Origin of the sequence: Pseudarthrobacter sp. CCNWLW207, from assembly GCF_037203945.1 — a bacterium.
Classification (GTDB): domain Bacteria; phylum Actinomycetota; class Actinomycetes; order Actinomycetales; family Micrococcaceae; genus Arthrobacter.
The window spans coordinates 85,484-103,498 of record NZ_JBBCBS010000012.1 but is presented as its reverse complement, the minus strand read 5'-3'; the positions used below and the strand labels follow the sequence as shown (position 1 = coordinate 103,498).

Genomic DNA, 18,015 nt, shown 5'->3' with positions numbered 1-18,015 from the left:
TGCAGGTCTACCGGGCGACCGGCTCTCTGGAAAGGCAACTCAAATAGCTTACCTGCTGTTCGCGTGTGCTTTTGCCACTTTTCCCGTTTTTGGCCAAAATTCGAAGCAAACGTGGTGCAGATTACGTCCCTGGGACCGCGGGGTCTGCGTCTGGGGCAGTGGGTTCCGCGCCGGCGGCGATGCGTTTGGAGATGGCTTGGGCCGTTGCGCTGTCCGGGCCTGGCGCCGGGACGAACACGGCTTCCCGGTAGTAACGGAGTTCGTCGATGGAGTCCTTGATGTCACCGAGGGCGCGGTGGCCGCCCTTTTTGGCGGGGGATTGGAAATAGGCTCGCGCAAACCACCGGCGTGAGAGCTCCTTGATGGTGCTGACATCGATCACGCGGTAGTGCAGGTGTTCCACCACTGAGGGCATGTCCCGGGACAGGAACACACGGTCCGTGCCCACCGAGTTGCCGCCCAACGGCGCCTTACGGGGGTCCGGGACCCACTTTTCGATGTATTCCATGACGGCGGCCTCGGCCTCGGCCATGGTCTTGCCGTGCGGCAGTTCCGTCAGCAGCCCCGAGCGCGTATGCATGTCGCGGACGAAATCATTCATCTGGGCCAGCGCGGAATCCTCCGGCTTGATCACCACGTCCACTCCGTCGCCCAGGATGTTCAGTTCCGAGTCCGTCACCAAGGCCGCCACCTCGATCAGGGCGTCGTTCTTGATGTCCAGGCCGGTCATTTCGCAGTCGATCCAGACGATGCGTTCATTAGATATAGGCACTTGACAAGCCTACCGTTTAGCTCTGTCCGGGCCGTCCGATGCTAGGATTTCGGAAACGCGGCGGTGAATTTTCCGTCGTTGTACTATGCCCCGGCCGGCCCGGTGAGGCCCGCAGGGCGGAAGCGTGGAATGCAACAGATTGGACAATCCTGAGATGACGGGGCCTGTGCCTGCAGCGGGGGAGAAGGCCGCCACGATCCTCAAGCTGCCAGAGGCCGAGGTCGACAACGCACGGTCTCCGCTGATCGCCGGCTTTATCGGTTCGGTGTTGATGATGGTCGGTTCCCTGGGAGTCGGTTGGCTTGCGCCCGTCTCGGAGTTGCGGCGGATGCCGCTCTTCATCTGGATGCGGACCGAGGCCATCGGTGTTGCGCTGTCCATCATCCTCCTGGCCGTCGGCGGCATGCTCCTGGTCCGCGCCTGGCTCAGGCTGGGCCAACGCGTCCGGATCTGGGGCCTGGCGGCGCGCAAAGCCACCCTTCAGGCGGTGGTGCTTTGGGGCTTGCCGATGATGTTCACAGTGCCGTTGTTCAGCCGGGATGTGTACGCCTACATCGGCCAGGGCAGGCTGATGGTGGAAGGCTTCAATCCCTACGAAAACGGCATTTCCGCTCTGTCCAACTATTTCCAGCTCGGCGCCGACAAGATGTGGACCGAGGCCCCGGTTCCATATGGCCAGCTGTTCCTGTGGATTGAGCAGTTTGTGGTCTGGTCCACCAACGTGCACCCGGAGGCCAGCGTGATGCTGTTCCGGCTGGCTGCTCTGGTGGGCATCGTGCTGTGCATCATCTACGTGCCCAAGCTGGCGGACCTCCATGGTGTCAACCCGCACCGGGCCCTCTGGCTCACCGCAGCCAATCCACTGTTCCTCACCAACTTCATTGCCAGCGTGCACAACGACGCCCTGATGATCGGGCTGGCCCTAGCTGGCCTGTACTACTGCGCCACCCGGCGCGTGGTGCTGGGCATCGTGCTGGTCACGCTGTCCATCTCGGTCAAGCCGATCACCATCGTCTTCCTGCCCTTCATCGGCCTGCTCTGGGCCGGCAAGGACGCCAGCTGGCCGCGGAAATTCCTGTACTGGGCACTCACGGCCGGCCTGAGCGTGGGGATTCTTTTTGCCATGAGCAGGGTCAACGGCTTCGGTTTTGGCTGGATTAATGGCCTCTCGGCTCCCGGCAGCATTTGGATCTGGTACGCGCCGATCGGGCTGATGGGCCTGGTGGTCGCTTCCATCGCCAACGCGTTCAGCCTCGACGGCTGGGGGCTCGCCAAATGGGTGTACGACGCCGGGAAGCTGCTGGCCGTGGGCATCGTCGCCTGGCAGATCTTCAAGGGAGACCACGACCGCCTCATGCGCCGGCTCACGTTGGCATTTGCCGCCATCGTCCTGCTGGCCCCCATGATCCAGTCCTGGTATGTGGTCTGGCTGATCCCGTTGTTCGCAGTTACAGGCATCCGGGACGACTGGCAGGTCAAGGCCCTCTACTTCATCGTGTCCTTCTTTATGGTCTATGCGATCTCGGACCAGCTGGAAGTCTTTCCGTACCTGCAGACGGAGGACCTTGGCCTGGCGCTCGCCCTGGCGCGCAATGCTGCCGCCGTTATCGCCCTGATGTTCGCGCTCTACCTGATTTTCCTGGACCCTCGCACCAAACAGCTCTTCAGCAAGTCGGACCAGCCGGTCACCTCACGCCCCGTCATCTGACGGGAGGTTCCTGAGCGCTTCCCGGCGGGACAGCGGGCTAAGGTGTTCGCCGTGCTCGGCGACGAAAGTCCGGACCCATTCCGGATCGCTTTTGCCAAACTCGCGCAGTGCCCAGCCAATGGCCTTGCGGATGAAGAACTCGCGATCCGCGAGATTGGCTTCAATGACGTTCCTGAGTAGCCTGCGGTCAGTGTGGGCCTTGGCTTTGAGCTGGACGGTGATGGAGGCCCGCCTGATCCAGAGGTCTTCGTCCCGGCTCCAGCCAAGCAAAACCTCAGTCATGGCCGGCCGGTGTGCTTGGAGCAGGGCGCAGATCCGGTCCGACACGCCGTCCACAAAGTCCCACCAGGCGCCGGTCCGGATGATTTCCTCATACACCGGGAGCATCGCCAGGTCCTTGGCTGCCATCTTCACACCGGTGAGGTCTATGGCCGCGTAGCGTTCCTCCCGCACCTTGGCGTCGCGCCAGAGCTCAAGCACCGTCGCCCGCAGTTGCTCGGGGGATTCGAACGGGTGGGCAGCGGCTGCGGCCTTTGTCAGGCGCCTGACCTCCGGCACCCTGACGCCCAGCGATGGGATGGACGATTTCATGTAGGCCTGCGCGCCCGCCCCGCGTTCGGCGTCGGCCTGTTCTTCCAGGGTCGCACGGATAGTGGCCAGCACCTCTCGGTTCACCATCCTGCAACTTTAGCGAGCCGGATCCTCACTGTGACGTAACAGGAGGCGAGAACGAACCTGGATACAATAGGCTAGTTAGCGCTAACAACCAGCTGGAACGCAGAGGATCCATCATGTCGGGTACGGAACACAGCATCGCCTTCGGGTCCTACTCGGCCATCGTCACGGCCCGCGGCGGCGCGCTGCGTGAACTTCAGTACCAGGGACGGCACCTGGTGGTTACCTTTGGGCCCGACGGCGGGATTCCCGACTACCGCGGCGTTATTTGCGCCCCCTGGCCCAACCGCCTCGCCGATGGCACCTACAGCTACGGTGACCGCTCCTTCCGGGCAGACATCAATGAACCGGAGCGCGGTACGGCACTCCACGGCCTGCTGACCGGAGTGGACTGGGACGTGCTGGAGCACTCGACGGATGCCATCACGCTCGCCGGCAACGTCCAGGCCAGTGCCGCGTATCCGTCCGGCCTTGAAGTCTGCGTCACCTACCGGCTCTCTGATGACGGCCTCAATTCCATGGTCCGGACGCGGAACACCGGCACCCAAACCGCGCCCTACGGAGTGTGTCCCCACCCCTACCTCGTGGCCGGCCCCTCGCCGCTGGACCACTGGACCATGGAGCTTCCCGCCCGGGAGTTCCTGGCTGTGTCTGCTGACCGGCTGCTGCCCGAAGGCATCCATCCGGTTGAGGGCCATGAGTTCGATTTCCGCACCCCCCGCCCTCTGGGCACCATCAAGATCGACCACGCCTTCACAGGGATCATCCGCGGGGAACATGGCCTCGCAGCTGTCCGCGTCCTTGATCCGGCGGGAACCGGTGTTGAGCTGGAGTGGGACGGAACCTGGCCCTGGGTTCAGGTCCACACTGCGGACAAGCCCAGCGGCAAGGACAGACTGGGCCTTGCCGTGGAGCCCATGACCTGCCCGCCGGACGCGTTCAATTCAGGGACGGACCTGGTGCACCTGGCGCCCGGGGAGTCCCACGAGGCCGGCTGGACCATCAGGGCGCTCAGTTAGCCGGGCCTCCGCGAAGGTCCAGGCGCACCACGGCCCGCCCCGGAACGGCGGAGCTGACCGCCTGGAACCCTGCGCGCAGGAACAGGTTCAATGTGCCGTGATACAGGTCGGCAGCCGACGCCTTGGGCCTGAGTCCGCGGTCAACCGGATAGCCTTCCACCACGTCCGCACCATGGACCCGGGCGTGGTCGACGGCGGCGCCCAGCAGGGCATCCGCCACGCCGCTGCGGCGGTGGCCGGGAACGACCACAAAGCAGGTCACGGACCACACGTCGCGTTGCGCGGGATCAGTGGCCACAGCGTCGGCCCCGGCATCGGCCGGTGCTGATGCATCTGCGAGCCGCAGGACCCGGGAACGGAGCACCCGCGGGTAACACGTTCGCGGTTCAACCGCGCACCAGCCCACCGGCCGCCCTGCCCGGAAGGCGAGCACACCGGGGGCGGGGGACCCGGCGTCGAACTTTTCCCGCAGTTGCGCCTTGCGCGCGGCCGGTTCCAGCGCGGAGTACTCGGGACCGGTGAGCGCGAAGTACCGGCACCAGCAGCGCGACGGTTCACCGGGCAGGCTGAAGAGGCTCTCGACGTCGGCCCATTCTGCAGGTGCTGTGGTCAGGCCATGAACCGGCTCGTCTTCCATGCCTACAGGGTAGTCCGCCCGACGCGGCCTGCCACGAAATGATTAACGTGGCAAACGCATTCCCGCTACGCTGGGAGGCAATCCCACCCCGGCCCAGCAGTTGATCGGGCCGCCGCAACGGAAAGAATGCCAATGACCCTTGGACAGCAGACGGAACTGCCGGACTGGAACCGTTCAGCGCTCACCCCTGGCCTATGTTCGGTGACGCTGCGGAACAGGAGCATTGCAGACGTTGCCCGGATAGCGGCCGAGGCAGGCCTGGCCGGAATCGAGTGGGGAACGGACGTGCATATCCGCGATGGCGCCTCCGCAGACGAGGCCCGGGAAGCTACCCTGGCCGCAGGCTTGGAGATCCTGTCCCTGGGCTCCTATTACCGTGCCGGCAGCTTCACCGATTTTGAAGCCGCAGTGGAACTGGCCGTTCGCCTGGGAGCGCCAAGAGTCCGGATCTGGGCGGGCGAACTCGGCTCGGCCGAATCCGACGGCGGTCTGCGGGCGGAAGTTGTCCGGGACACCCTGCGGATCGCGGACATTGCCGGCAGCCAGGGTCTGGACCTTGCCTTCGAGTACCACGGCGGCACGCTCACGGACACGCCCGAGTCCACCATCCAGTTGCTCCGGGACGTTGGCCGGGACAACGTGGGGACCTACTGGCAGCCCGCCGTCGGACTTTCCGACCAGGCCGCCCTGGCGAGCCTGCGCAAGGTGCTTCCGTTTGTTTCCGGCGTGCACTGCTTTTCCTGGTGGCCGCTGCAGGAGCGGCTACCCCTGAGCGGACGCAAGCAGCTGTGGCAGTCAGTGGCCGATGCCGTGCGTGAGTCGGGCCGGCCAGTGGACATGATGCTTGAGTTCGTGGCGGAGGACCTCGCGGAGAACGTCAGCCATGATGCGGACTTCCTGAATCACATCGCTCTGGGCGAGGACTGAGTCCATCCCATCCGCGTCAGCCACGCCGCGCACAGCGAGGTCCACTGAGCCGGTCCCGGATCCTCGGGAGCGAGTCCGAGGCCGTGCCGCCCATGCGGAAACACGTGCAGTTCGGCCGGCACGCCGGCGCGGACCAATGACCCGGTGTAGGCGAGGCTGTGATGGACCGGCACCGCCGCGTCGTCGGCCGTGTGCCACACAAATGCCGGGGGAGTGGTGGCAGTGACGTGGAGATCGGCGGAAACCTCCCGGAGCAGCGCTTCCGACGGCGACGACCCGAGCAAATTGTCCACGCACCCCTGATGCACTTCGTCCATGTAGGACACCACGGGATAGCACAGCACTGTCAGGTCCGGGACGGCGGCCTGGAGGTCGAGCGCTGCATCGCCGGTAGCCACCGCTGTTGACAGCGTGGCCGCCAGGTGGCCGCCAGCGGAGAAGCCGAGGACGCCCACCCGGGTGCCGTCCGCGGCCTGGCCCATGCCTCCGGCGCGGATCTGCAGCAGCGCAGCTTTGGCATCCTCGAGGGGTGCCGGGTGGCGGTGCGGTGCAACCCGGTAACGGAGCACATAGGCGTGGATCCCCAGCGAGGCAAGCCACTCGGCAACCGGCTCAGCCTCATGGTCAGCCTGATGGCCGTAACCTCCGCCTGGAAGGACAAGGACGGCAGGGCGCGGCCCGTCGGTGCGAGCGGGGACAGCAGTGAGGGAGGCGGTCGCCACCTCAGGAGGCCATCTCGGTGCTGCGGCGAAGCGTCACGCGTCCGGTCACCGGAGACGGTTCTGCGGCGTCTTCGGCTGCGGCGGAGCCGGCGGCGCTGCGTGTGGCGATCCTGCCGATGTCCTCAAGCGGAAGGTGCACGGTGGACAAGGCCGGACGGAAGTCGCGCAGCGTCTCGATGTCGTCGAAGCCGGCGATGGTGGCGTCGCGGGGGACGCGCAGGCCCTTGCTGCGGAGGGCGGCGGCAGCCCCAATTGCCATGACGTCGTTGACGGCGAAGATGCACAGCCCCCTGGCCGGACCCTGGTTCGCGTTCCCTTCGCCCCCTTGGCTGTCCCGGCCAGCAGCCTTGATCCGTTCGGCCAAGGTGATCCCGGCTTCGTACCCGCCGGCCCTGTTAAAGGAACTGCGCAGAATCTCCGCCGGAGGCCTGCCTGCGTCGGCAAGGCCCTTCTGGAAGCCGCGGATCCGGTCATCGGAGGTGAAGAGTCCTTCCGGGCCGCCGATGATCACGAAGTGGTCGTCCTGCCGGGCGGCGGCCAGCTCGGAGGCAAGGCTGGCGGCGAGCTCCTCGTTGGGCACTTCCACCACGTGGTAGCCCTCCGTCACCTCGGCCCCTACTACCGGGTGGCCCACCACTGCCACTTGGCCGCCGTTGCGGCAATACCTGTCCAGCTCCGCGGCCAGATCGGCGTTGCCTTTGGTGTCCTCGGCGCGGGAGGAGCGGGAACCGGCGATCACGATTGAATCGGCCCGGCGCGCGGCGAAGGCGGCGACTGCCTCTTTTTCGTCCGCGGGTGCGCCGGCAGTAGTGGCGAGCAGGACCATGCGGCCCTGCTCCCGGGCGGCTTCCTGGACGCCCCGGGCGATCGCGGCAAAATAGGGGTCCGCGATGTCGTGCACGATCAGTCCGATGAGGCCGGAGCTTGACTTGGCCAGGCCCTGGGCTTGGGCGTTGGGAATGTAGCCAAGGGAGTCCGCCGCCTGCCGCACGCGGTCGGCGATGTCCTGCCCCGGTTTCCGGGCCGAACCGTTGAGCACTCGGGAGGCCGTAGCAGGCGAGACCCCGGCCAGCCGGGCCACCTCGGTGAGGGTACTTGCAGCCACGGGATCTCCTTTTCAGACGGTATTTCGCGCGGGACTCAGTCGCCAATGGCGTTGAGCACATTATGGCAGTTTTAGGCACTTGCCGGAAAGCGCTTGCCAATTCCGTGTCGGGGGGTGCAGAATAGTGGCAGTGGGAATGCGCTTTCCCAAACAGCTTGAGTAACACTGCTCACTCACCGTGGAGGACACATGGGCTTCGAAACAAAGACGATCCGTATCGCCATGAACGGCATCACCGGCCGGATGGGTTACCGCCAGCATCTGCTGCGTTCCATCCTCCCCATCCGTGACGCGGGAGGCTTCACGCTGGAGGACGGCACTAAAGTCCAGATCGAACCGATCCTGGTAGGCCGCAACGAAGCCAAGATCCGCGAACTCGCGGAACTGCACAAAGTGGCGGAGTGGACCACGGACCTCGATTCCGTGATCAACGACCCCACCGTGGACATCATCTTCGACGCTTCCATGACCAGCCTCCGCGCGGCCACCCTGAAGAAAGCCATGCTGGCCGGCAAGCACATCTTCACCGAGAAGCCCACGGCAGAGACCCTCGAGGAGGCCATCGAACTGGCGCGCATCGGCAAGGAAGCCGGGGTCACCGCCGGCGTCGTGCATGACAAGCTGTACCTGCCCGGCCTCGTCAAGCTGCGCCGCCTGGTGGACGAAGGCTTCTTCGGCCGCATCCTGTCCATCCGTGGCGAATTCGGTTACTGGGTCTTCGAGGGTGACGTGCAGGCTGCCCAGCGCCCGTCGTGGAACTACCGCAAGGAAGACGGCGGTGGAATGACCACGGACATGTTCTGCCACTGGAACTACGTCCTCGAAGGCATCATTGGCAAGGTCAAGAGTGTCAACGCCAAGACCGCCACGCACATCCCGGCCCGCTGGGACGAGGCAGGGAAGGAATACAAGGCCACCGCGGACGACGCCTCCTACGGCATCTTCGAACTCGAAACCCCGGGCGGCGACGAAGTCATCGGCCAGATCAACTCCTCGTGGGCCGTTCGTGTCTACCGTGACGAACTGGTCGAATTCCAGGTTGACGGCACACACGGCTCCGCGGTTGCCGGTTTGAACAAGTGTGTTGCCCAGCAACGCGCCCACACCCCCAAGCCGGTCTGGAACCCGGACCTGCCCGTCACGGAATCCTTCCGCGACCAGTGGCAGGAAGTTCCCGCCAACGCCGACTTGGATAACGGCTTCAAACTGCAGTGGGAAGAATTCCTCCGCGACGTCGTCGCCGGCCGCGATCACCGCTTCGGCCTGCTCTCCGCCGCCCGCGGCGTGCAGCTCGCCGAGCTGGGCCTGCAGTCCAACGACGAACGCCGCACCATCGACATCCCGGAGATCACGCTCTGATGACCTCCCTGATCCTTCCCTCAAACGACGGCGGAACCCGGGAGTACCGCCTCCAGGGCGGTGCATCCTGGGCCCGCCCCGCCGCCCCGCTCACAGCCCGCCGCGCCTACGCAGCGGCGCACGTGATTCCAGAGGTCCTGGCAGACAACACACCGGGCGCCCCGGCACGCCTGGACTGGGACGCCACCATGGCGTACCGGCACGAACTCTGGTCCTATGGCCTGGGCGTTGCCGATGCCATGGACACCGCGCAGCGCGGCATGGGCCTTGACTGGGCCGCCACCCAGCAGCTCATCAAGCGCACGGGTGTGGAGGCCGCCTCGGTGGTCTCTGCCGGCAACGCCGCGACCGCTGGCAAAACCGTGCGGGACCTCGTCTCCTGCGGCGCTGGCACTGACCAGCTGGACATCGCCACCCTGCCCACGGGCGAGGCTGGACTCGCAGCCGTCCTCGAGGCTTACCGCGAGCAGATCGCCGTCGTCAGTGAAGCCGGACCCAAGGTCATCCTGATGGCCTCCCGGGCATTGGCCCGCGTTGCCGCCGGTCCGGAAGACTACCTGAAGGTGTACTCCACCCTGCTCCAGGAAGTGGACCAGCCTGTCATCCTGCACTGGCTCGGAACCATGTTCGATCCCGCCTTGGCCGGCTACTGGGGCTCGGACGACGTCGCCCAGGCTACCGAGACGTTCCTGTCGCTGATACGCGACAACGCCGACAAGGTGGACGGCGTCAAGGTGTCCCTGCTGGACGCAAGCCACGAAGTTGCCCTCCGCGCGGTCCTGCCCGAAGGCGTCCGCCTGTACACCGGCGACGACTTCAACTACCCGGAACTGATCGACGGCGACGGCACACACCACTCGGACGCCCTGCTGGGCATATTCGCGGCAATCTACCCGGCGGCTTCCGTTGCGCTGCAGCACTACGACGCCGGCAACGCTGCGGAAGCGCGGGCCATCCTCGACTCCACCCGCGAACTTGGCAAGCACATCTTCAGCGCCCCCACGTTCTACTACAAGACCGGGATCGCGTTCATGTCCTGGCTCAACGGCAAGCAGCCAGGCTTCCAGATGGTGGGCGGCCTGCACTCCGGCCGTTCCGTGGTGCACCTTGCCAAAACCTTCGAGCTGGCGGATCAAGCCGGGCTGCTGAAGGACCCGGCCCTCGCCGCCTTCCGGATGTCCGACTACCTGCGCATCAACGGGGTGGGAGTATGAGCGACTTCTCACGCCTGTCATTGAACAGCGCCACCACCAAGAAATGGACGCTGGCCGAGGCTGTGGAGGGCTGCGTCCGCGCCGGAATCCCCGCGATCGGGCCCTGGCGTGACCGCGTGGAAGAAGCAGGGCTGGACAAGGCCGCAAAGCTGATCAAGGACGCCGGCCTCCGGGTCTCCTCGCTCTGCCGAGGCGGCTTCCTGACCGCTGCCGACGCCGACGGCCAGGCTGCCGCGCTGGCGGACAACCGCGCGGCGATCCTCGAGGCAGTAGCGCTGGACACCCGGGAACTCTTCCTGGTGGTCGGCGGACTGGCGCCGGGGGAGAAAGACGTGGTGGCTGCCCGCCAGCGCGTGGCAGACCGCCTTGCCGATCTTGTCCCGTTCGCCTCCGAGAACGGCATCCGGCTGGTGCTCGAACCCCTGCATCCGATGTACGCCGCGGACCGTGCGCTGATCTCCACACTGGGGCAGGCCCTTGACCTCGCGGCGCCGTTTGACACCAAGGATGTGGGCGTCGCCGTCGACACGTTCCACGTCTGGTGGGACCCGGAACTTAAGGCACAGATTGCACGCGCAGGCCGGGAGGACCGCATCGCTTCCTACCAGGTGTGCGACTTCAACATGCCCATTGCGGCGGATCCATTGCTGTCCCGGGGCTTCATGGGCGACGGCGTGATCGACTTCGCCACCATTGGCACCTGGGTCCGGGACGCCGGATACACGGGCGACATCGAGGTTGAAATCTTTAATCAGGACATCTGGGACGCTGACGGCGACGCCGTCCTGGAGACCATCAAGGCACGCTACGCGGAACTCGTGTTGCCGTACGCCTGACCTGATCCAGACCGCGGGCGCCTGCTACGTCACGGCAGGCGCCTGCGCCCCACTGCGAAGGACCTGCACCGCCGTCACGGTGCAGGTCCTTCGCTTTTGCCCCGCTTCGAATCCCGGGATCTGCCGCGGGTTCAGCCCAAGTAGGCGGCGGCGTGCCTGCGGTACCTGGCCAGCACGCCGCCGTCGGACGGTTCTGCCGGCAGTTCCACACCGCTGAGCGTCCACTCAGGGAAGGCCCCGGCCAGCACGGCGGCTGCCTGGCGCGCGGCGCCGTCGGCCACGTACTCGCCGGGGGTCGGAACAAAGCCAGGAAGGCCAAGCAGCTGGCTGGCCGCCAGTTGCACAGCAGGCGACTGCGCACCGCCGCCCACCAGGATGACACGCTGAGCGTCCACCCCTTGCGACCGGAGGGCCGCCAGGCCGTCGGCGAGGGAACAGACCACGCCTTCGACGGCGGCGCGCGCCAGGTTCGCGGGGGTGTAATTCGTCCGGGTGATGCCGTGCAGTGATCCTGCCGCCTCCGGCAGGTTGGGTGTCCGCTCGCCGTCGAAATAGGGGACCAGGGTCAGGCCGCCGGCCCCTGCGGGAGCCGACAGGGCAAGCTCGTTGAACTCCTCGAGGCTGACATCGAGCAGCGCGGCAGTGGCGTCGAAGACCCGGGTTGCGTTGAGCGTGCAGGCAAGCGGCAGATAGTTGCCCGTGGCGTCCGCAAATCCTGCAACAAGCCCCGATGCATCGGCAGCCGGCGTCGTTGACACGGCGAACACGGTCCCGGACGTGCCAAGTGAAAGCACGACGTCGCCCACGCCCGCTCCGACGCCCAGCGCGGCGGCGGCGTTGTCCCCGGCACCCGGTCCGATGAGCGCCCCTTCCGGAGTTTTCCCTGCGATGTCCAACGGACCAACGACGGCGGGAAGGTGCGGGACGCGGCCAAGGGACTTTTCGAGGGCGTCGGGAAGGTACTCGCCGGAGGAGGCGGAGTAGTAGCCCGTGCCCGAAGCGTCTGAGCGGTCGGTGCGGAGTGCGGCCAGGCCCGCTTCGCCGCTGCCGGGACCAAAGCCAGCCAGGCGCCAGGAGAGCCAGTCGTGCGGCAGGCATACGGCGGCAACCCGTTCGGCGTTCGCCGGCTCGTTCTCTGCAAGCCACCGCAGCTTGGTGACGGTAAGGGAGGCAACCGGTACAGTTCCCGTGGCGCGGGACCAGTAGCGGGCACCCGCTGCGGAGTCGCCGTCGCCGGCCTCCCGGATCATTTCGAGGGCGGCGGGAGCACTCCTGGTGTCGTTCCACAGCAGTGCCGGCCTGATGACCGAACCGGCACTGTCGAGGCAAACCATGCCGTGCTGCTGTCCGCCGACAGAGATGGCGCTGACGTCGGCGAGCCCGCCTGCCTGGGTGATTGCAGCCTGCAGGGCGTTCCACCAATGGTCGGGGTGGACTTCGGTTCCGTCGGGGTGGCTGGCGCGGCCCTGGCGCACCAGCTCGCCGGTGTCCGCGTCGCGGATCACTACTTTGCAGGACTGGGTGGAGCTGTCGATTCCGGCAACGAGGGCCATGGGGTTCCTTCTGATGCGCCGGCACCGCCGGATCATGTCCTGATCCGGCGGCGCCGTGGTGGTGGGGTGCCTGCGGCTTAGCGAGCGTTGAGCAGGTGCTCGATGGCCAGCTGGTTGAGCCGCACGAAGGCGAAGGAGCGCTCGGCGGCGGCGTCGGCGTCGAATTCCGCGAAAGCGGACGCATCAGCGAGCAGGTCCGCGGTGGTCTCACCGGCGGCGAGGGTCGGTTCGCCGAGCTCGAATACACCGGAGGCTTTGAGGGCCTCCTGGACTTCAGGGTCTGCACGGAAGGCGAGCGCGCGTTCCTTGAGCAGGAGGTACATGGACATGTTGGACTTCGCGGACTCCCAAACGCCGTCGTAACCATCGGTCCGGGACGGCTTGTAGTCAAAGTGGCGCGGTCCGTCGTACTTGGGGCCGCCGTTGGGGAAGCCGTTCTCGAGCAGATCCACGGTGAAGAACGCGCTGGTGAGGTCGCCATGACCGAAGACGAGGTCCTGGTCGTACTTGATGCCGCGCTGGCCGTTGAGGTCGATGTGGAAGAGCTTGCCGGCCCAGAGGGCCTGGGCGATGCCGTGGGTGAAGTTTAGGCCTGCCATCTGCTCGTGTCCGGTCTCGGGGTTGAGGCCCACGATGTCGCCGTGCTCGAGCTGGGCGATGAAGGCCAGCCCGTGGCCCACGGTGGGCAGGAAGATGTCGCCGCGGGGCTCGTTGGGCTTGGGCTCCAGGGCGATCCGCAGGCCATAGCCCTTGTCCTTGATGTAGGCGGCGGCGGTGTCTACGCCTTCCTTCATGCGGTCCAACGCGGCGGACAGGTCCTTTGAACCGTCGTATTCGCTGCCTTCGCGCCCGCCCCACATAACGAACGTTTCGGCGCCCAGCTCGGCTGCGAGGTCGATGTTCTGCAGGACCTTGCTGAGGGCGAATCGGCGGACGGAGCGGTCATTGGAGGTGAAGCCGCCGTCCTTGAACACCGGGTGGCTGAACAGGTTGGTGGTCACCATGGGGGTCTTGAGGCCGGTCTCGGCCAGGGCAGCCCTGAAGTTCTTGAGGATCAGTTCGCGCTCGGAGGCCGTGGCATCGAACGGGACGAGGTCGTTGTCGTGGAACGTGATGCCATAGGCACCGAGTTCGCTGAGTTTGCGGACCGCTTCCACGGGGTCCAGGGGCTTCCTGGTGGCGACGCCGAAAGGGTCTGCTCCGGTCCAGCCGACGGTCCAGAGGCCGAAGGTGAACTTGTCGCCGGGTGTGGGCGTGAGAGTCATGATGCGTCCTTGCATTTGGGGGGAACCGTGGAACCCGAGAGTTAGTTTATCGCTTGAACTATATAGGCGGGGATGAGCTAAGGTCAATAGGATGAGGCTGCCCAAGGGCATGAACTTCGAGAAGGAGGCCGCATGGCCAGTTCAGCGCCGGCTGCCGGCACCCCGGAGGCCGGAACACCGGGAAGCATGGGTGACGTCCGCCGCGGCAACCTGGCCCTGGTGCTGGGGCGCATAGCCCTGTCGGGGGCGGGCACGCACCTGACCCGGGCCCAGATTGCCGCCGCCACGGGCCTCACCAAGGCCTCCGTCTCGAGCTTGGTGCTGGACCTCCTGGACGCCGGCATCGTTAGGGAAATCGGGCTGAATCCGCAAGGGGAGCGCGGACGCCCGGGCGTCGGTCTGGAGCTTAACCCCGCCAGAGGCGTGATGGGCATGGAAATCAATGTCGACTACATTTCCGCGGGAGTGACGGACCTGGCGGGAAACCTGTTGCTCCAGGAAACGCGCGAGCAGGACAATCGCCGTGTCACGCCCGATTCGGTGTCCGCGGCCTTGGCGGACCTGGCGGCCGGGCTGCGGGACACGGCGGAAGCCCAAGGGGTCCGCGTCCTCGGCGGCGGCCTGGCCGTCCCGGGGCTCGTTGATGCCAAAGCCGGAACGGTCATCACGGCTCCAAACCTTGGGTGGAATGCCGCGACCCTGGATTTGGCTGTGGTGTTGCCGGACGTGCCGCTGGGCACCACGCTCTTCAACGAGGCCAACGCCGCAGCCCTTGCCGAGCTGCGCTACCGGCCAGCCGGCGACGCGGACTTCCTGTTTGTCTCCGGCGAAGTGGGCGTGGGCGGCGGGCTGGTGATCGGCTCCGAACTGTTCACTGGACCCCACGGGCATGCTGGGGAGTTGGGGCACGTTGTCGTCCAGCCAGAGGGAACGCTGTGTTCGTGCGGTGGCACGGGCTGCCTGGAAACGGTGGCGGGCCAGGACGCGATCTTTGGTGCCGCGGGAATTCCCACGCAGACGGCGCCCGGACCGGCCGCTTCGGGTCTGGCGGCTGGTCCAGCCGGATATGGTCCTGCCCGATCCGAGAGCCTGGCGCAGTTGCTCACGGCGCTCGCCGCCCGCGACGTGGACGCACTTGGAGCTGTTTCGCGCGCAGGTCATTACCTGGGCGTGGCAGTCGCGTCTACGGTCCGGCTGCTTGATATCCCGTCGGTGGTCCTGGGCGGCCACTTCGCTATCTTGGGCGAGTGGATCAGGCCCGCACTAGCGGAAAGCCTGGCTCGATACGCCCCTGGAAAAGTCCCGGCCGGGAACATCAGCCTGTCCGCCGTGGGCCAGGCCGGAGCGCTGCTTGGTGCTGCCGGCAGCGTGGTCCGTTCCTTGGTGGAGGCCCCACACCGGCTCCAGGATCAGGCTCCTTAGGCGAGTGTTTGTCCGGTCTGGCCGTCATTCTGGGACCGCTTAGTTTTCGTCGGGCTTCTTCCTTAGTCGAAACCATGGTTTCGACGGCATGAAGAACCAGAACAGGGAAATCACGGCGACCATGAACAGCCCGAAGAGCGTTGGCTGGGTTACGAGCAGTATCAACTCCACTAAGTGCCCGCCATTTTCTTCCGCCGTACTCCGGGAGGCTGACGCGGCTTAATTCCGCTTCCGATTGATACCAGACCGACTCCTGGCTCGGATTTGTCCGTTCTGCTGCAGGCCTTGGGATTCCGGCGTTCATGATGGCCCTCTGCACAAAGCAAGCGGCCCTGACCAGCGGGAAGTACCGCAGATCAGGACCGCTTTTCTTAGTGCCCCAGGAGGGAATCGAACCCCCGACCGGCGGATTATAAGGTTGGCGTTTCGGCAGAGGTTTTGACGTTCCCGTTCCGCCGCCCCCAGCACGTTGAAGACGCACCCCTGGAGATCGCCGCGTGAGCGCCGCAATGACGCGGCCCGCCGCCGACAATCAAGAGCGCGACAGCGCAGGCCGGCACCCAGGAGCGCCCGCCTGGGACGGCTCCCTAACCACGCTGAGCCCGGCCGGACTGGAAATGCACGACAACGGCCTCACAGCCCACATCGCCAACCTGACCGTCCTCTACGGGGTACTGGATGCCCCGTCGTGGCGAGCACGGACCCCCGAGGAACGCCGCGCTGACGGCTTTGACAAGTGGGTTGCTCGGCTCGTCGCCGTACGCAACGAGAGGGCCCGCCGGGAACGCCAGATCGGCCTGAGCGAATACCTGGGCCTGTATGGCTCGCCCGCTTGGGATCAGCCCTGGAGCAGCGAATCATGAGCGCCGGCCAGGCTAACCATGTAGCCGGCCTTGCACTCGGCTGGGCTGCAACCGACGCATTGGAACAGTGGGTCAACGCCGCCCCCGAGGGCGGACAAACCCCGCTGGAAGAGACCATCTCCGAGTACTTGGGTGGTCACAACCCATTCCCCGAGGAGAGTGCTGTAGAAGTCCTACGCCGAGACGGGGCAGGCTGGGACCAAGCCGTCATCGTTGAACGTGTCGGCGTGGACGAGTGGACCGTGGAGTACGAGGACGGCGAGCAAGCCTGGCGCGATCATCACGAGCTGCGTCCGACTGCAGCAGACACGAGCCTCAAGGCCCCGGCGTGACCCGCGAGGAACGCCTCGCCGAGCTGCTCCGCCTGTACGTACAACTGCGACATCAGGCCCATACCAGAAGTTAAAAGTAGAGGCCGGCTGGATGCTCTAACATCCGCCGGCCATGCAATCAGTCCCCGGCTACGGACCCTGATCGCTGCACCAGTCTAACCACTGCCCCCAGCACCAGTCCATAGCCCGTGACGCCCTCATACCGAGGCGGTACGGCTACCCCGCCTGGTGCTTTTGTCGCGCCTCAAAACACGCTAAGCCTTCATTCACGGGCTGCTTACTGGGTCAGAGCCAGTTCCTTTTCGAGCGCACGGGCAGGGTCCATAAAGCGAGCCGAAGGCCGCACATGCGAAGGAGTGCCAAGACCGACCGTGAGACCACCACTAAGGGTGTATCACCAGATCCGTGCGCACATGCCGCCACTGCCCAGGAGTAATGCCCTGGGCCTTGCTAGCTGCTTCCCAGCAGCCAACCGACGACGACCGACTGACCGACGCGGTGTCACCACAGCTTGCCTTGAACGAACCCAGATTTTTTATCTTGGTTCCGACAAGGCAGGCCCCTGCCCTCCTCGCCCCTCCTTCCCTCTGCGGTATCGGCAAAGAAAAAGGCCCTGCAAAGCAGGGCCAAAAGGTAAGGAACCTTCCAGAATATGCCTGAGAAATCAGGCCTAAATCAAGGTAAAACGAATAGCGAAAAACACCATAAACCAGGGGGCAACAAATGAACACGGACGACACGCTGAAATACTGGACGGCTTGCATGAAAGCAGCAGACCTCACGGATAAAACCATCCGCGAGCGCCTGATCTTCATCCGCCAGCTGGCCCGCGATGTCGATAGCCTGGAGACCGTCACCCGCCGTGACCTGATCCACTGGACCGCCATACAGAACTGGTCCAACAGCACCCGTGTTCATAGAAGATCCGGGCTCCATACGTTCTTCGCCTGGATGCAAGACGAAGGCCTTCGCCTGGACAATCCGGCATACCGTTTGCCGAGGGTGGCCACCAGGAAGCGCGAGCCGAACCCGTTCACCGTGGACGAGATCAACCAGCTGCTTCAATCCGGGATCTACCGGAAGACCAGGGTCATGGTCGCACTTCATTATTACCTCGGGTTACGGGTGTCGGAGATCGCCGCCGTGAACGGCGATGACATCAACTGGGAGGCCCGGACTATCAAGACCATCGGCAAGGGCCGCAAAGAGGCCACGCTGCCCGTCCCGGCCGCTGTCTGGCCGCTGTTCCACCAGATGCCCAGGACCGGATACTGGTTCCCGAACCGGACAGCGAACAAGCTCCACGCCGCCGGCGAAGGACACATCATGGGCAACTCGGTGTCGGGCCTGATCGGCGAAGCGATCAAGCGGATCGGGTTGAAGCACCGGCCGCACGACCTCCGCGCCTCCCTGGCCACCGAAATGCACGAGGCCGGCGTCAGTGACTTCATTGTCCAGCGGTCCATGCGTCACTCGAACATGGACACCACCACGAAGTACTTGCTTCTCCGGCCCGAAGGCATCCGCCACGGCTTCGACCTGCTGCCCGTCCTCAACATGCCCGAGCGATCCGGCCGGCGCCGCGCACTGCCCCTCGCTGCCTAAC

17 protein-coding genes are annotated in these 18,015 nt (G+C 65.5%); 10 read left to right on the top strand and 7 right to left on the bottom strand.

The annotated features are described in order from the left end of the window. Window positions 1–121 precede the first annotated feature (121 nt). Entirely contained in the window at window positions 122–772 is a 651-nt protein-coding gene (orn, locus tag V9L17_RS18210; RefSeq protein WP_337352400.1) for an oligoribonuclease, read from the bottom strand. Between the two features lie 154 nt (window positions 773–926). On the opposite strand from orn, the gene mptB reads away from it, so the two are divergent. Further along, complete coding sequence (mptB, locus tag V9L17_RS18205; protein WP_337352399.1) at window positions 927–2,480, top strand: polyprenol phosphomannose-dependent alpha 1,6 mannosyltransferase MptB; 1,554 nt, start codon at window positions 927–929, stop codon at window positions 2,478–2,480. On the opposite strand, the gene V9L17_RS18200 is transcribed toward mptB, so the two are convergent. Continuing rightward, entirely contained in the window at window positions 2,463–3,158 is a 696-nt protein-coding gene (locus V9L17_RS18200) for a DNA alkylation repair protein (protein ID WP_337352398.1), read from the bottom strand. The two genes, mptB and V9L17_RS18200, sit on opposite strands and share 18 nt — an antisense overlap. 113 nt (window positions 3,159–3,271) lie before the next feature. Here V9L17_RS18200 and V9L17_RS18195 point away from each other — a divergent pair, with 113 nt between their 5' ends. Beyond that, window positions 3,272–4,174, top strand: coding sequence for an aldose 1-epimerase family protein (locus V9L17_RS18195; protein ID WP_337352397.1), 903 nt, complete (start codon window positions 3,272–3,274; stop codon window positions 4,172–4,174). Here the strand turns inward: V9L17_RS18195 and V9L17_RS18190 are convergent. Next, window positions 4,167–4,811 (bottom strand): GNAT family N-acetyltransferase, encoded by a 645-nt coding sequence (locus V9L17_RS18190; protein WP_337352396.1) that lies wholly within the window; start codon window positions 4,809–4,811, stop codon window positions 4,167–4,169. The genes V9L17_RS18195 and V9L17_RS18190 overlap by 8 nt on opposite strands. A 132-nt stretch (window positions 4,812–4,943) precedes the next feature. On the opposite strand from V9L17_RS18190, the gene V9L17_RS18185 reads away from it, so the two are divergent. Further along, a complete protein-coding gene (locus V9L17_RS18185; protein ID WP_337352395.1) occupies window positions 4,944–5,738 on the top strand; it encodes a sugar phosphate isomerase/epimerase family protein in 795 nt (264 codons plus the stop codon). On the opposite strand, the gene V9L17_RS18180 is transcribed toward V9L17_RS18185, so the two are convergent. Both V9L17_RS18180 and V9L17_RS18175 read right to left on the bottom strand, forming a co-directional pair. Further along, on the bottom strand, window positions 5,714–6,460 hold the full coding sequence (locus V9L17_RS18180; RefSeq protein ID WP_337352394.1) for an alpha/beta hydrolase: 747 nt from the start codon (window positions 6,458–6,460) through the stop codon (window positions 5,714–5,716). The two genes, V9L17_RS18185 and V9L17_RS18180, sit on opposite strands and share 25 nt — an antisense overlap. Before the next feature lies 1 nt (window position 6,461). Next, entirely contained in the window at window positions 6,462–7,565 is a 1,104-nt protein-coding gene (locus V9L17_RS18175) for a LacI family DNA-binding transcriptional regulator (RefSeq protein WP_337352393.1), read from the bottom strand. Window positions 7,566–7,754: 189 nt separating this feature from the next. Here V9L17_RS18175 and V9L17_RS18170 point away from each other — a divergent pair, with 189 nt between their 5' ends. The 3 genes from V9L17_RS18170 to V9L17_RS18160 are packed head-to-tail and all read left to right on the top strand — an operon-like array spanning window position 7,755 to window position 10,974. Next, on the top strand, window positions 7,755–8,924 hold the full coding sequence (locus V9L17_RS18170) for a Gfo/Idh/MocA family protein (RefSeq protein WP_337352392.1): 1,170 nt from the start codon (window positions 7,755–7,757) through the stop codon (window positions 8,922–8,924). Further along, complete coding sequence (locus V9L17_RS18165) at window positions 8,924–10,138, top strand: dihydrodipicolinate synthase family protein (protein ID WP_337352391.1); 1,215 nt, start codon at window positions 8,924–8,926, stop codon at window positions 10,136–10,138. Before V9L17_RS18170 ends, V9L17_RS18165 begins: the two co-directional genes overlap by 1 nt. Then, on the top strand, window positions 10,135–10,974 hold the full coding sequence (locus V9L17_RS18160) for a sugar phosphate isomerase/epimerase family protein (protein WP_337352390.1): 840 nt from the start codon (window positions 10,135–10,137) through the stop codon (window positions 10,972–10,974). The genes V9L17_RS18165 and V9L17_RS18160 overlap by 4 nt, the downstream gene beginning before the upstream one ends. 131 nt (window positions 10,975–11,105) lie before the next feature. Here the strand turns inward: V9L17_RS18160 and V9L17_RS18155 are convergent, their stop codons facing one another. Then, window positions 11,106–12,527, bottom strand: a complete 1,422-nt coding sequence (locus V9L17_RS18155) for a xylulokinase (protein ID WP_337352389.1) — start codon at window positions 12,525–12,527, stop codon at window positions 11,106–11,108. Between the two features lie 77 nt (window positions 12,528–12,604). Beyond that, window positions 12,605–13,792: a xylose isomerase gene (gene xylA, locus V9L17_RS18150; protein WP_337352388.1), complete on the bottom strand. Its 1,188-nt coding sequence runs from the start codon at window positions 13,790–13,792 to the stop codon at window positions 12,605–12,607. Between the two features lie 132 nt (window positions 13,793–13,924). On the opposite strand from xylA, the gene V9L17_RS18145 reads away from it, so the two are divergent. The 4 genes from V9L17_RS18145 to V9L17_RS18130 all read left to right on the top strand — a co-directional run bounded on the left by V9L17_RS18145 (window position 13,925) and on the right by V9L17_RS18130 (window position 18,014). Continuing rightward, window positions 13,925–15,214, top strand: a complete 1,290-nt coding sequence (locus V9L17_RS18145; protein WP_337352387.1) for an ROK family protein — start codon at window positions 13,925–13,927, stop codon at window positions 15,212–15,214. Window positions 15,215–15,711: 497 nt separating this feature from the next. Next, complete coding sequence (locus tag V9L17_RS18140) at window positions 15,712–16,077, top strand: hypothetical protein (protein ID WP_337352386.1); 366 nt, start codon at window positions 15,712–15,714, stop codon at window positions 16,075–16,077. Continuing rightward, the gene (locus V9L17_RS18135) at window positions 16,074–16,409 is read left to right on the top strand and encodes a tudor domain-containing protein (RefSeq protein WP_337352385.1); all 336 of its coding nucleotides are present in this window, start codon (window positions 16,074–16,076) and stop codon (window positions 16,407–16,409) included. Before V9L17_RS18140 ends, V9L17_RS18135 begins: the two co-directional genes overlap by 4 nt. Window positions 16,410–17,171: 762 nt before the next feature. Continuing rightward, window positions 17,172–18,014 (top strand): tyrosine-type recombinase/integrase, encoded by an 843-nt coding sequence (locus V9L17_RS18130; protein ID WP_337352384.1) that lies wholly within the window; start codon window positions 17,172–17,174, stop codon window positions 18,012–18,014. Window position 18,015 lies beyond the last annotated feature (1 nt).